Source organism: uncultured Aquabacterium sp., assembly GCF_913773725.1.
In the GTDB taxonomy this organism is placed as follows: domain Bacteria; phylum Pseudomonadota; class Gammaproteobacteria; order Burkholderiales; family Burkholderiaceae_C; genus Aquabacterium.
Map to the genome: position 1 here is coordinate 51,482 of NZ_CAJYGK010000159.1, position 14,048 is coordinate 65,529.

General features: G+C 67.5%; 12 protein-coding genes. 2 read left to right on the forward strand and 10 right to left on the reverse strand.

All coding sequences use genetic code 11. The features are described from left to right. Positions 1 to 28: 28 nt before the first annotated feature. The 9 genes from QZ709_RS19615 to QZ709_RS19655 all read right to left on the reverse strand — a co-directional run bounded on the left by QZ709_RS19615 (position 29) and on the right by QZ709_RS19655 (position 11,802). Complete coding sequence (locus QZ709_RS19615; protein ID WP_294639224.1) at positions 29 to 2,611, reverse strand: ATPase, T2SS/T4P/T4SS family; 2,583 nt, start codon at positions 2,609 to 2,611, stop codon at positions 29 to 31. Between the two features lie 162 nt (positions 2,612 to 2,773). Then, the gene (tolA, locus tag QZ709_RS19620) at positions 2,774 to 3,733 is read right to left on the reverse strand and encodes a cell envelope integrity protein TolA (RefSeq protein WP_294639225.1); all 960 of its coding nucleotides are present in this window, start codon (positions 3,731 to 3,733) and stop codon (positions 2,774 to 2,776) included. Between the two features lie 4 nt (positions 3,734 to 3,737). Further along, entirely contained in the window at positions 3,738 to 4,181 is a 444-nt protein-coding gene (locus QZ709_RS19625; RefSeq protein ID WP_294639226.1) for a biopolymer transporter ExbD, read from the reverse strand. A gap of 3 nt (positions 4,182 to 4,184) precedes the next feature. Next, positions 4,185 to 4,901, reverse strand: a complete 717-nt coding sequence (gene tolQ, locus QZ709_RS19630; RefSeq protein ID WP_294639227.1) for a protein TolQ — start codon at positions 4,899 to 4,901, stop codon at positions 4,185 to 4,187. Positions 4,902 to 4,933: 32 nt separating this feature from the next. Further along, a complete protein-coding gene (gene ybgC / locus QZ709_RS19635; protein WP_294639228.1) occupies positions 4,934 to 5,467 on the reverse strand; it encodes a tol-pal system-associated acyl-CoA thioesterase in 534 nt (177 codons plus the stop codon). 93 nt (positions 5,468 to 5,560) lie between these two features. Further along, on the reverse strand, positions 5,561 to 6,049 hold the full coding sequence (locus tag QZ709_RS19640; protein WP_294639229.1) for a histidine phosphatase family protein: 489 nt from the start codon (positions 6,047 to 6,049) through the stop codon (positions 5,561 to 5,563). Positions 6,050 to 6,067: 18 nt separating this feature from the next. After that, positions 6,068 to 8,134, reverse strand: a complete 2,067-nt coding sequence (ppk1, locus tag QZ709_RS19645) for a polyphosphate kinase 1 (protein ID WP_294639237.1) — start codon at positions 8,132 to 8,134, stop codon at positions 6,068 to 6,070. A 152-nt stretch (positions 8,135 to 8,286) separates the two neighbouring features. Continuing rightward, positions 8,287 to 11,151 (reverse strand): DNA polymerase I, encoded by a 2,865-nt coding sequence (polA, locus tag QZ709_RS19650; RefSeq protein WP_294639230.1) that lies wholly within the window; start codon positions 11,149 to 11,151, stop codon positions 8,287 to 8,289. Positions 11,152 to 11,187: 36 nt separating this feature from the next. Beyond that, positions 11,188 to 11,802: a hypothetical protein gene (locus QZ709_RS19655; protein ID WP_294639231.1), complete on the reverse strand. Its 615-nt coding sequence runs from the start codon at positions 11,800 to 11,802 to the stop codon at positions 11,188 to 11,190. A gap of 236 nt (positions 11,803 to 12,038) precedes the next feature. Between QZ709_RS19655 and QZ709_RS19660 the strand changes: the two genes are divergently transcribed. Then, positions 12,039 to 13,016: a homoserine kinase gene (locus QZ709_RS19660; protein ID WP_294639232.1), complete on the forward strand. Its 978-nt coding sequence runs from the start codon at positions 12,039 to 12,041 to the stop codon at positions 13,014 to 13,016. Then, positions 13,013 to 13,846 carry a BPSS1780 family membrane protein gene (locus QZ709_RS19665; RefSeq protein ID WP_294639233.1) on the forward strand — a complete coding sequence of 278 codons (834 nt, stop codon included), beginning with the start codon at positions 13,013 to 13,015 and terminating at the stop codon, positions 13,844 to 13,846. The genes QZ709_RS19660 and QZ709_RS19665 overlap by 4 nt, the downstream gene beginning before the upstream one ends. Here QZ709_RS19665 and QZ709_RS19670 read toward each other — a convergent pair. Further along, the coding region (locus QZ709_RS19670) for a LysR substrate-binding domain-containing protein (protein ID WP_294639234.1) at positions 13,804 to 14,048 on the reverse strand (245 nt) is incomplete at its 5' end. The genes QZ709_RS19665 and QZ709_RS19670 overlap by 43 nt on opposite strands.

Consider the following 14,048-nt stretch of genomic DNA (forward strand, 5'->3'; position numbering starts at 1 on the left):
ACCCGTTTTGTGGTGTCGACCGCGCACATCAGGTGTTGCTCGTAGCGCGAACCTCTTCCATGCTGGTGATTCCGGCCAGGACTTTTTCAATGCCGTCCTGACGCAGGATGCGCATGCCATCGCGCATGGCCTGGTGTTGCAATTCTTCTGCCCGGGCGCCGGTCTGGATCATCCGGCGCAGTTCGCGCGTCACCACCATCAGTTCGTGGACACCGGCGCGCCCCTTGTAGCCCGTGTGGTTGCACGTAGGACACCCCTTGCAGCTGTAACGCATCAGGGTGCCATCCTTGCCGAAACGGGTACGCCAGTCGAACAGAACGCGGTCGACGGACAAGGCCTCGACCCCGTCCGGGACGACGTGCCGGTAATCGGCAAGGATCTCCTCCAGCCAGTCGTGGGGAGCGGGCTCGGGCACCTTGCACTCATTGCACAGGCGGCGCACCAGCCGCTGCGCCACCACCACCAGCAGCGAATCCGCAAAGTTGAATGGATCCATGCCCATGTCCAGCAGGCGGGTCACCGTTTCCGGGGCGCTGTTGGTGTGCAGGGTCGAGAGCACCAGGTGACCCGTCAGCGAGGCCTCGATGCCCATGGACGCCGTTTCCGTGTCCCGCATTTCGCCCACCATGATGACGTCAGGGTCGGCTCGCAGGAAAGCGCGCAAGGCCTTGGCGAACGTCCAGTCGATCTTGGGGTTGACCTGAACCTGCCGCAGACCCGGCTGGGTGATTTCCACCGGATCCTCGGCCGTCCAGATCTTGCGTTCCGGCACGTTGATGAAACTCAGCGCCGAGTGCAGCGTCGTGGTCTTGCCGGAGCCCGTCGGGCCCACACACAGAATCATCCCGTAGGGGCGCTCCATGGCCTCCTTGAGCTTCTCGAGGTTCCAGGGACTGAGTCCGATCTTGTCCAGCGGCAGCGGTTTGGCCGACGAAAGGATCCGCATCACGATGTCTTCCAGCCCGTTGTTGGTGGGGATGGAGGCCACCCGCAGTTCGATCCGGTACTGCGGAACGAACTTCTGGAAATTGATTTTGCCGTCCTGCGGTTTGCGCTTCTCCGAGATGTCGAGGTCGCACATGATCTTGATGCGCGCCACGATCGCGTTGCGGTAGGTATGCGGCAACTCCAGATACGGCACCAGCACGCCATCGCGGCGGAAGCGGATCTTGATCTTCTCCCGGCCGGGGTAGCTCTCGATGTGGATGTCGGAGACGCCCTGGTTGTAGGCCTCGATGACCATGGTGTTGATCAGCCGCACCAGCGAGTTGTCACTCTGCTCGATCGGCTTGTCGTCTTCGAAGTTGTGCCGTTCCAGCTCCTCGCGCTCAAGGTTCTCGACCAGCTTGCCGGAGTCCAAGTCGACCAGGTCGAGCGGCGCCGGCTCGGTGCTGAGCCGGCCGATCTGCATGACCGAAACGTCGGCCCCCAGGCGGGCATACGAATCCTTGATGGCCCACTCGAGCTGGCTGGCCTGCGCCAGCACCGGCACGATCTTGCACTGGGTGATGAACTCGAGCTCGGACAGGGTCAGGCGCTTGCTCGGGTCTTCGACCGCGACGATCAACGTGCCTTCGCGCAGCAGCAGCGGTGCCACAAGCAGCCGCGACGCCACATTGAAAGGCACCTTCGTGATGGCTTCGATCTCGGCCGGGAACTTGTCCAGGTCGACCAGCGGATAGCCCATCTTGCGTGCCAGCGCGGTGACGAGGTCCTGACGCGACACCATGTTGAGCCGCACCAGCAACTCGCCCAAGGGCACGGACCGATCGCGTTTCTGCTGCTCCAAAGCCTCTTCGAGCTGCGCCTCGGTGATCAGATTCATGGCAATCAGGGCCTCGCCGATGCGCACCATGGGCATGCGGCTCTGCCGATCGATCGCCTCGAGCAGTTGCTCGGGCGTGACGACCTGCTGGGTCAGCAGGATGTCGCCCAGCTTCTGACTGCGCATGCTGGCCTGCACTTCGACCGCCTGCGAAACCTGTTCGGGCGTCAGCGCGTGCGATGCCACCAGCGCCTCGCCGATGCGCGGCCCGAACTCGACCCGCGTCAGCGCCTCCAGTGGAACGAACAGCCGCGCCACCCGCCCCTGATCGTCCTGAGGCGGAAACAGGAAGATGCCGAACTCGGTTTCCGCGTGGCCAATCGTGCGGCCTTCGGTCACGTCGCCGTTGCGCCAGTGCAGCCGGTACTCGATGCTGGGCCGGACATCGATCACCTCGGCATGGGAGGGATGCAGGGACAGGTCGGAGTCCGGCTCCAGCGCGCGCGTGAGCTGCAGCGCCCGGAACTGGTTGAAGCGCAGCGTCATCGTGGTGCGCGACGGGGGCACCTGGACATGGGCCACCTGCTCCTGCGGCACGAAGAAGATCAAGCGCCCCTGCATCACCCGGCCGTTGAGGCCGATGATTTCACAGGGCTCGTGGTCGAGCTGGGTGCGCGCCTTGGGGTAACTGGCAAACGGCGGCGTGGGCCACCGGAAGGCATGCACGTCCTCCTCCGGCGAGAACGGCGCGGGCTCTTCCGGCTCGTCCACCAGGCGCAGCACCGGCCCAGGCTCCGCCCCGGCGTCGGCAGGCCAGTTCAGGGGGGGCAGGGGCTTGTCGGACATGCTTCTCCTCGTCTCCGGCGGCTCAGGAACGGCCACCTCCGGATGATTGCCATGCTATGAAACGAATGCCGGCAAGAAAAGGCCATTAAAGGTGATATTGCACGCCTTTTGCCGCCATGCGACACCCATCATGGCAAACGGCCTGCCCGGCGTCGGGTGTATTCAGAAATCCCGGGGTCTGAACTCGATCTGCAACGGGTTGGGTACCCGACCGTTCTCGTCCAGCGGCAGGACCTCTGTGCGGTCGACCGCCCGCAGCACGGCCTCATCCCAGGCAGGCAGCCCGGAAGACTCGATGAGCTTGCGGGAAATGATCCGGCCGTCCGGCGCGCAGCGCACCTCGACCAGGGCCGAAGGGTTGCTGCTGACGTTGTCGGTGAAGACGATGTTGGGCTTGATGCGCGCCTTGATGCGCCCGGCATACGAGGCGCTGGGCCCGGCATTGCGGGCCGAGGTGCCCAGCGAACTGCCGCCCAGCTCGCCCATCATGCGCGCCAGGTGCGCCTTGCGCTGGGCCTCGCGGTCGGCGGCGGCCCGGGCTTCCGCCTTGGCGTCGGCCTCGGCACGGGCCTTGGCTTCGGCTGCCGCCGCAGCCTTGGCACGGGCCTCGGCCTTCGGGTCCACCTTGGGCTCGGGGCGCGCCTCCACCTTCGGCTTGGGTTCCGGTTTGGGTTCAGGCTTCGGCTCGGGCTTCTTCACCTTCGGGGGCTTCACGTCCTCGAACACCTCCTTCGGCTCCCGGCGCTTGGGCTCCTTGGGAGGCGGCTCCTTCTTCTGCCGGGTCACGATCTCGGGTGGCTTCTCGGGCACCGGTTCGGGCTCCGGCGGCGCCACCCGGGGGGCGAGCGGCGGAGGCGGCGCCGGCCGCACGGGCTCGGGCTCCGGGGCTGGCGGGGGGGCCGGCGCCGCGACCTGCGGCACCCTGTCCCAGACCTCGGCCTCGACCACCTCCGGCGTCTCGATCTTCCAGCTCACCCCGAGCGCCAGCGCGGCCACCAGCATCAGGTGGACCCCGAAGGCCAGCATCATTCCCGGCCCCCAGCCATCGGCCGTGCGGGGCTCGAAGCGGCTCAGGCCGCCGTCCGGCAGCGCCGTGGCGCCAGGCGAGAGAACCGGTCCCACGCGCTCAGCCTCCCGTGGTGCGCACCGACAGGCCCACGCGCGCCACGCCCGCCTTCTTCAGGCGGTCCATCACCTTGATGACGGCTTCATAGCGCACGTCCTTGCGCGCACTGATGATGACCGGCACGCCATCCGGGCCATTGGGGTTGTCGACCTGCAAGGCCTTGACCCGCTCGGACAGCTCGCTGACTGCGAGCGTGTCCAGGTCCTTGTTGTCCACGCGCAGCTTCACGCGGTCTTCTTCCTCCAGCACGACCTCGATCACGCGGTCCGGCGCCTTCTTGGCGCTGCCCACGCTGGGCAGATCGACCACGCCGGTCGGCAGCAGGGGCGCACTCACCATGAAGATGATGAGCAGCACCAGCATCACGTCGATGAACGGGACCATGTTGATCTCGTTGCGCGTGCGGCGGCGGCGTCCCCCGCCCCGGGCGTTGAGCTCGGCCACGGTTCAGCGCCCCGGCTGGGTGGCTGCCCGGGCGGCTTCGGTCGCCAGCGGCGTGGCGTTGCGCGCCAGGATGTTGGAGAACTCTTCGATGAAGGACTCCATCTGGATCGCGATGCGGTCGATGTCGCGCGCGAAGCGGTTGTAGGCCAGCACCGCAGGAATGGCGGCAAACAGGCCAATGGCCGTGGCCACCAGCGCCTCGGCAATGCCGGGGGCCACCGTGGCCAGCGTCACCTGCTGCAGGTTGGACAGGCCGGTGAACGCGTGCATGATCCCCCAGACGGTGCCGAACAGGCCGATGTAGGGCGACACCGAGCCCACCGAGCCCAGGAAGTCCAGGCGCGACTCGATCAGGTCCATCTCGCGCTGGAAGCTGGCGCGCATGGCACGGCGGGCGCCATCCAGCAGGGTCGGCACATCGGCCACGCGGCGCTCGCGCAGTTTCATGAACTCGCGCATGCCGGACGCGAAGATGCGCTCCTGGGGGGAAGGCGGGCCGTCGCCCCGGGTGGCGTCCTGAAAGAGTTCCTGCAGGGTGCGGCCCGCCCAGAACTCGCGGTCGAAGCTCTCGTTGTCCTGGCGGATGCGCTTGAGGCCGATCAGCTTGCCGAAGATGATGCTCCAGCTGGCCAGCGACACCGCCAGCAGGATGGCCATCACGATCTGCACCACGATGCTGGCGTGCAGGATCAGGGTGATGATGGACAGGTCTTGGTTCATGGGCTCTCGGGCTTTCTTGGAAGGGGCACGAATCAGACGGGATGACGACGAGCCGGCACGGCGGGCTCGGGCGATGCGGCAGCCGGCGGCATGGCCGCGGGCAACACGGCCAGGATCCGGGCCGGGATGCGGGCAGGGCGGAAGGCGCCCTCCCCGGCTTGAGCACCGGCCACGGGCTGCACCCAGCCGATCCGGATGCGCCCCTGGCAGAGCAGGGTCGCGTCGCGCCACACCGCCTGCTCGAACAGCACGGACGCACGCCCCACCTCGTGAACGGTCACGGTGACGGTCAATGCGTCGTCCAGTCGGGCCGGCTGCAGGTAGCGCAGTTGCGTGTCGCTGACGACGAACATGCCCTCGCCGCTGCGCCGCATGCCTTCCTGGCTGAAGCCCAGCGTGCGCAGCCACTCGGTGCGGGCCCGCTCCATGAACTTCAGGTAATTGCCATAGAAGACGATGCCGCCCGCGTCGGTGTCTTCCCAGTAGACACGCAGGCCCAGCCGGTGGTGGCAGGGCGGGATGGCGGGGTCGATGCTCGGCGGCACAGGCTCGGTCGTCGTGCTCATCCCCCGATTATCCCCGCCCCTGCGGCCGGCGCCGGTGCGATCCGCGCAAAGTCGGGTGAAGCGATGCCCTCGATCCAGGGCCGCACCCACCGCTCAGAGCAGATCCGGCCCCTGGACGGCAAGCAGCGTCACCTGAAACTCGCCCTCGCGCTCACGGCCGCGCAGCCACCAGACGGCGCCCTTGCGGATGGACCAGGGCTGGTCCTGCCCTGTGAGCAGGCGGGCGGCCAGCAGGCCCAACGTGGGCTGATGGCCCACCAGCAGCACCGGCTCGCGGGAACGCGGCCAGCGCGCGGCCTTGAGCAGGTCGTCGACCGAGGCCTGGGGGTCGATCGAGGGCACGGTACGCACCTCCCGGCCCAGGGCCTGCGCGGTCTGGCGGGTGCGAACGGCCGGACTCACCAGCACCTTCGCCCCGGCGCTCAGGCGCTGGTTCAGCCAGGCGGCCATGCGCTCGGCCTGCCGTTCGCCCTTGAGCGTCAGCGGCCGTGCCAGGTCGGCGGCGTGGACATGAGGGGGCTCGCCCTCGACGGGCTCGGGCAGGGTCACGGCCTGGGCGTGGCGCCAGAGGATGAGGTCCATGTCGGCTCCTTGATCGGATCAGACGGCGGCCTGATGCAGGGCCATCAACGCCAGTTGGGCGCTGGGCCCATCCGTACCGGCGCGGCTGTAACGGCCATCACTGTGCTGGACCCAGGCATCCCGCGCATCGTGCAAATAGGGTACCAGGCACTCGTCGATGGCCCGCTGGCGCAGCACCGGGTCACGCACGGGCCAGGCCACCTCGATGCGCCGGGTCATGTTGCGGTTCATCCAGTCGGCGCTCGACAGGTACAGGGCTTCGTCGAAATCCGACGGCCCCCAGCGGAAGTAGAGGACCCGCGTGTGCTCCAGCAGGCGCCCCACGACCGAGCGCACGCGGATGCGGTCGGTCACGCCCGCCAGCCCCGGCGGCAGGATGCAGGCGCCGCGCACGATGAGGTCGATTTCGGCGCCCGCCTGACCGGCTTCGACCAGGGCACGCACCAGGGGCTCGTCGGTGAGCGAATTGCACTTGACGACGATGCGGGCCGGCTTGCCGGCCTGTGCGGCCTCGGCCACCCGCTCGATGAGGCGCAGGAACTGGCTCTGCATGGCGAACGGGGCCAGCAGCAGGTGGCGCGGCGGCTTGAGCTGAGTCAGGCTGGCCAGCTGCTGGAACACCATGTCCACGTCGGCCGTCAACTCGGGGTTGCTGGTCAGGTAGCCGACGTCGGTGTACAGCCGGGCCGTCTTGGGGTTGTAGTTGCCGGTCGACAGGTGGGCATAGCGGCGCAGGCGGGCCCCCTCGCGCCGCGTGACCAGCATCATCTTGCCGTGGGTCTTGAGGCCGACGATGCCGTACACCACCTGCGCGCCCAGGGCCTCGAGCCGCTCTGCCCAGTTGATGTTGGCCTCTTCGTCAAAGCGGGCCTTGAGCTCGACGACCGCCAGCACCTCCTTGCCGCGGCGCAGGGCCTCGAGCAGCAACTCCATCAGCACCGACTCGCTGCCGGTGCGGTAGATGGTCTGCTTGATGGCGAGCACGTCCGGATCGTGCACCGCCTGCCGCAGGAAGTCCACCACGGCGTCGAAGGACTCGAAGGGGTGATGCAGCATCACATCGTGATGGCGAAGGTGCTGGAACACCCCCTCCTCGCGCGGCAGCCCGACCGGCCAGCCGGGCTCGTGCGGGAAGAAGCGCAAGGCGTCGCCATCCACCTGATCGATCAGCTGCGTCAGGCGCACCAGGTTCACCGGGCCGTTGACCTTGAACAGGGCCTGCGGCGTGAGCCCGAATTGCTCCAGCAGGAAATCGCACAGGTCGGCCGGACAGCTGCGCACCACTTCCAGGCGCACCGCCTGTCCGAACTGACGGGTGCTCATCTTCGAGCGCAGCGCCTGACGCAGGTCGGTGGTGTCGTCCTCGTCGACGTCAATGTCCGAATCACGGGTGACCCGGAACTGAGAGAACGCCTCGATCTCGCGCCCCGGGAACAGCTCCTCAAGGTGGGCGCGGATGACGCTGGACAGCAGCACGAAGCACTGCTGCCCGCCCGAAACGGCATCGGGCAGACGGATGACACGCGGCAGCACGCGCGGAATGCGCACGATGGCGATGTCGTTGTCGCGGCCGAAGGCATCGCGCCCGCCCAGGCGGACGATGAAATTCAGCGACTTGTTCGCGACCTGGGGGAAAGGATGCGCCGGATCCAGCCCGATGGGCACCAGCAGCGGGCGCACCTGACGCCGGAAGAAATCGGCCACCCACTCACGCTGGGGCGCATTGCGATCGGCGTGGTTGAGGATGTGGATGTCGGCCTGGCGCAGCAACGGGCCCAGCACATGGTTGAACAGGTGGTACTGCTCTTCCACCAGCTGATGCGACGCTTGGGCGACATCTTCCAGATAAGCCCGGTCGATGCCAGTGCCGACGGTGCGTGAGGCTTCCAGCACGTCCGCATAGCGCACCTCGAAGAACTCGTCGAGGTTGGCCGACACGATGCAGACGTAACGCAGGCGCTCGAGCAGAGGGACGTCGTCGCGCTCGGCTTGCGCCAGCACGCGACGGTTGAATTCCAGAATCGCCTGTTCGCGGCTCAACAACTTCAAACGCGGGCTGCCTGACACCTGTGTGGACCTTTTGATTCTCTTGACTGCAAGCGCGAACACAACGCGCCCGCTTCATCTTAGAGGCGAGATCCTTTCATCTTGATGACAGTTCCGTGACATGCGGAAAAACCTGCGTCCAGCCGGCACGCTCATGCACTGAGCCAGGCTGGCCGAGCTGACTCATGCGGTCAGTGGGCGGCCTCCCAGTTCGGGCCTGACCCGACCTCGGCCAGCAGCGGCACACGCAACTCGGCCACCGCCGCCATCATGGCGGGCACCTCGCGACGCACCCATTCCAGCTCGTCCTCGGGCACCTGGAAGACCAGTTCATCATGCACCTGCATGATCATCAGCGTGGCCTTGCCTTCGGCGTCCAGCCGGTCCTGGATGGCGACCATGGCCAGCTTGATGAGGTCGGCGGCCGTGCCCTGCATCGGCGCGTTGATGGCGGCGCGCTCGGCCGCGGCACGCAGGGGGCCGTTGCCGCTGTTGATCTCGGGCAGCCACAGGCGGCGGCCGAACACGGTCTCGACATAGCCCTGGTCCTTGGCCTGCAGGCGGGTGTCGTCCATGTAACGTTTGACGCCCGGATAGCGCAGGAAGTAGCGCTCGATGTAGGCCGTGGCCGCGCTGCGCTCGATCCCCAGGTTGGAAGCCAGGCCGAAGGCACTCATGCCGTAGATCAGGCCGAAGTTGATGACCTTGGCGTAGCGGCGCTGCTCGCTGGTGACCGCATCGGGCGTGACGCCGAAGATCTCGGCCGCGGTGGCGCGGTGCACGTCCATGCCTTCGGCAAAGGCCTTCAGCAGGTTCTCGTCCTGAGAGATGTGGGCCATGATGCGCAGCTCGATCTGGGAGTAGTCGGCACTGACGATGACATGGCCCGGCGGGGCGACAAAGGCCTCGCGGATGCGGCGACCTTCGGCCGTGCGCACCGGGATGTTCTGCAGATTGGGCTCGTTGCTGGAGAGCCGGCCGGTGACGGCCACGGCCTGCGCGTAGTTGGTGTGCACGCGCCCCGTCTGCGGGTTGACCATCAGGGGCAGTTTGTCGGTGTAGGTGGACTTGAGCTTGGCCAGGCCACGGTATTCGAGAATGCGGGCCGGCAGCGGGTAGTCCTCGGCCAGCTTTTCCAGCACCTCTTCGTTGGTAGAGGGGGCACCGGTGGCCGTCTTCTTGATGACGGGCAGGCCCTGCTTGACGAACAGGATTTCGCCCAGTTGCTTGGGCGAGCCCAGGTTGAAAGGCCGCCCAGCCAGTTCGTAGGCCGCCTGCTCCAGCGCCACAATGCGCTCGGCCAGTTCATGGCTCTGCTTCTGCAGCAAGGCGGCGTCGATCAGCACGCCATTGCGCTCGATGCGCTGCAGCACGCGCGAGGTGGCCAGCTCGAAGCGCTGGTAGATGTCCTGGAGACGGGGCTCGGCCTGCAGGCGGGGCCACAGCGTCTGGTGAACGTGCAGCGTCAGGTCGCTGTCTTCGCACGAATACTGGGCCGCGCGGTCGACCGCCACCTGGGCGAACGGGATCTGCTGCGCGCCCTTGCCCGCCACGTCTTCATAGCTCAGGCCGCTGCGCTGAACATAGCGCTGGGCCAGGTCGGCCAGGTTGTGCTTGCGGTGCGCTTCCAGCACATAGCTTTCCAGCATGGTGTCGTGCGCATACCCGCGGATGGCGATGCCGTGGTTGGCCAGCACATGGGTGTCGTACTTGATGTTCTGGCCCACCTTGGCCTTGCCAGCGTCTTCCAGCCAGGGGCGCAGCCGGGCCAGCACCTCGTCCAGCGGCAACTGGGCGGGGGCGTCGGGGCCTTCGTGACGCAGCGGGATGTAGCAGGCCTCGCCCACCTTGTCCGAGAAGCTCAGGCCGACGATGCGGGCCTGCATCGGGTCCAGTGAATCGGTCTCGGTGTCGAAGGCGACGAGTTCGGCCGCGTTCAGGCGGGCCAGCCAGGTGTCGAAGGCAGCCCAGTCCAGCACGGTGTCGTACCGGGTGACCTGCGGCACGTCGGATGCGTCGGGCCCTTCTGCCTCGCTGCGGCTTGCATCGGCCAGGGCCTCGGTGGGCTCGCCGAACAGGTCGGCGGTGGCGGACGGCGCGGGTGTCTTGCCGCGGGTCGCCGCCCGGCCCTCGCCTTGCAGTTGCCGCTCGACCTCAGCGCGCGCGGTGCGAAAACCGTAGTGCGTGTAGAAGGCCAGCAGGCCCGCCAGATCGGGGTTGCGGAAGGCGAGCGCGTCCAGGCCGGGCCAGTCCGGCACATGCCCGGCCAGGTCGCAGTCAAGCTTGACGGTGATGAGGCGGCGACCTTGGGGCAGCCAGTCCAGCGCCTTGCGCAGGTTCTCGCCTGCCACGCCCTTGATGCTGCCGGCGGCGGCCATCACGTCGTCCAGCGTGCCGTGTTCGGTCAGCCACTTCACGGCGGTCTTGGGCCCCACTTTCTCGACGCCCGGCACGTTGTCGACGGCATCGCCGATCAGCGTGAGGTAGTCGATGATGCGATCCGGGGGCACGCCGAACTTGGCCAGCACGCCCGGCTCGTCCAGCACCTCGGGCGGCTTGGCCATGGTGTTGATCAGCGAGACGTGCGGGTTCACCAGCTGGGCCAGGTCCTTGTCGCCGGTGGAGACCACCACCCGGTGCCCGGATTCGACCGCCACGCGCGCCAGGGTGCCGATGGCGTCGTCGGCCTCGATGCCGGGAACTTCCAGCACAGGCCAGCCCAGCAGCTTCACCACCTCGTGGATGGGCTCGATCTGCGCACGCAGGTCCTCGGGCATCGAGGGGCGATGCGCCTTGTACTCGGGGTACCACTCGTCGCGGAAGGTGGGGCCCTTGGCGTCGAACACGCACACCGCGTGCTCGGCCGGGATGTGGTCCCGCAGCCAGCGCAGCATGTTGACGATGCCGTGGATGGCCCCGGTCGGGACGTTCTCCGGACCGCGGAGGTCCGGCATGGCGTGGAAGGCGCGGTAGAGGTAGCTGGAGCCGTCGACCAGCAGCATCGTGGGCCGCGGGTCGGGCTGGGAGGAATCGGGGGAGACCGTCGGTGCGTTCATCCCCGCATTGTCGCGTCTGGAAGCGCGCCAGGCGCCTCAGAACTCGCCGGACGCGCCGACAGAGAAGAGGTAATTGCTGCCGCGGCCGTCGATGATGTAGTCGAAGCCGGCCAGCAGGCGCACGTCACGCACCGGCTGATACGACAGCGAGGCGCCCACATAGGGGGCGGTGCCGTAGCTGCGCTCGTCGGCGCGGGCGCCGCTGGCCAGGGTGAGCTCGCGGTCGGTGCGCTTGCGGGCCACACCCACGCGCAGGTGGTTGGTGATGCCGTGCAGCAGCTCCACTTCCCAGTTGACGCCGAAGGTCACGGCACGCACGTCGCGGCGCTCGGTCGCCAGGCCGGTGGAGGCCGTCCGGGCGGGATCGTTGTTGCTTTCGACGGTGCCGAACACGAAGTAATTGATCTCGGCCGCCAGCCCGGGGGTCAGTCGCTTGCCGCCGAACACCTTGCCGCTGAAGGCGGCGCGGTCGCACTCGGAGCCGCAGTCCCACTGGTGGGCGCCAATGCCGAAGGCGCCGCCGCCATAAATCCCCATGGGTGACGAGGCCGGCGTCAGCCCCTGGGCGGTCGCCGACAGGCCGAACAGCGACAGGGTCACGGGCAGCAGAAGGGTCTTCGTCAGCAGGCGTGCAGCAGCAGGATGGCGCATGGTTTCGACAGATGGCAAGGGTGAGGTGGGCGGATGACGCACGCGGCCGACACGGGCGTCAACACAGTGGAATCGAGTCTGCCATAGGGGCTCCTACAATCCCCTGCTCGACTTCCCCCGCGCCCTCCGGGTAAACGCCTAGACTTTCAGCACTTCCGCCCCATTTGGTCGGGAAGTGTTCCCCGGTCGGCGAACGCGGGTGCGAGGGCCCTGTTCTACCGCTGTCCACTTGTCTCATGGCTGTCTTCACCGAAGTGTCCCCGCAAGAAGCGGCGGGCCTGCTCTCCACGCTGAATCTGGGCACGCTGCAGTCCATGCAGGGTTGCGCCTCGGGCATCGAGAACACCAACTACTTCGTCAGCACCGACCGCGGCGACTACGTGCTGACCCTGTTCGAACGCCTGAGCTTCGCGCAACTGCCCTTCTACCTGAAGCTGATGCACCACCTGGCAGCCCATGGCATTCCGGTTCCGGCGCCGCAATCCGACAGCCAGGGCGAGATCCTGCACACCCTCAAGGGCAAGCCGGCCGCTGTGGTGACCCGGCTCAAGGGACGCAACCAGCTCAGCCCGCAGGCCGCCGACTGCGCTCAGGTGGGCGCCATGCTGGCCCGCATGCACCTGGCGGGTGCCGACTACCCGCTGCAGCAGCCCAATCTGCGTGGCCTGTCGTGGTGGACCGAAACGGTGCCCGTGGTGCGGCCGCATCTGACGGCCGAACAAGGCACGCTGATCGAGTCCGAGCTGGCCTTCCAGCAACAACTGGCCGCCACGCCGGCCTACGCCGCCCTGCCTCGCGGCCCCATCCATGCCGACCTGTTCCGTGACAACGTGATGTTCGACGGCGCCGAACTGTCCGGCTTCTTCGATTTCTACTTTGCCGGCGTCGACACCTTCGGCTTCGACATCGCCGTGTGCCTGAACGACTGGTGCATCGACCTGGCCACCGGAGCCCTGGATGTGGCCCGCGCGCAAGCCTTCGTGTCGGCCTACGACCGCGTGCGCCGACTGACCGACGACGAGGTGGCCCTGCTGCCGGCGCTGCTGCGCGGCGCCGCCCTGCGCTTCTGGACGTCGCGTCTGTGGGACTTCCACCTGCCCCGTGACGCGGCCATGCTCAAACCCCACGATCCCACACACTTCGAACGGGTGCTGACACTGCGGCGCGATCAGCCGTGGACCTGGCACCGCAACGGGGAGGCATCGCAGGCATGAAACTGCGCATCGTCAAACCGGGCCAGGGCCTGGTGTGGGTCCGCCAGGGTCTGCAGATTGCCCGGCAGCAGCCCTTGAACCTGCTGGGTCTGATGGGCCTGGTCGCAACGGCCGCCCTGCTGCTGATGAGCCTGCCTGTGCTGGGCCCCCTGGTGGTTGTGGCTGCGATGCCGCTGGTGTGGATGGGCTTCATGCTGGCCACGCGCCACGCCCTGGCCGGCGAGAAGATCCAGCCGGTGGTGCTGATCGAGCCGGTGCGCGGCCAACCCGAGCTGCGCAAGGCCTTCATGCGGCTGGGTGGCGCCTATGTGGCGGCCACCCTCGTGGTGATGCAGCTGGCTGGGATCTTCGGCCCCGGCGCCGAGGTTCTGGCGGAAGCCTTCGAACGCGCCGAGAACGTGGGCGACATCATCGACAACCCGCTGGTGCAACAGGACATGCTGTGGCGCATGGGCTTGACGCTGCCGGTATCGCTTGCGTTCTGGCACACGCCGGCCCTGACACTGTGGGCGCGACTGCCACTGGGCAAGGCACTGTTCTTCAGCGCTGTGGCCAGCTGGCGCAACCTCGGGGCTTTCGCGGTGTACGGCGTGGCCTGGGCCGCGGTGATCCTGGGCGTGGGCCTGCTCGACCGGTTGGTTGTCCTGTTGATTCCCCTGCCCGCGGTGGCCAATGTGCTGGCCATCACGGCCGGGATGTGGGTCGCATCGGCCTTCTACGCGTCGCTGTACTTCACGGTGGTCGATTGCTTCGATGCGCCCGGCCAGGAGCGCGAGAACGCAGGCCATCAGGACGACAGCAGCGACACCCCGTCCAGCGGGCAGGCGTAAATGGCGTTGCGCAGGGCTGCGATGGCCTCGTAGCGCGTGAAGCTGCGCCGCCACACCAGCACCACCCGCCGGGTGGGCGCAGGTTCCTCGAACGGGATGTAGGCCAGGTGCGGGTGAGGCTCGACGGGCACCGACAGGCGGGGCACGACCGTCACGCCCATGCCGGCGGCGACCATGTGCTTGATCGTCTCCAGGGATGACC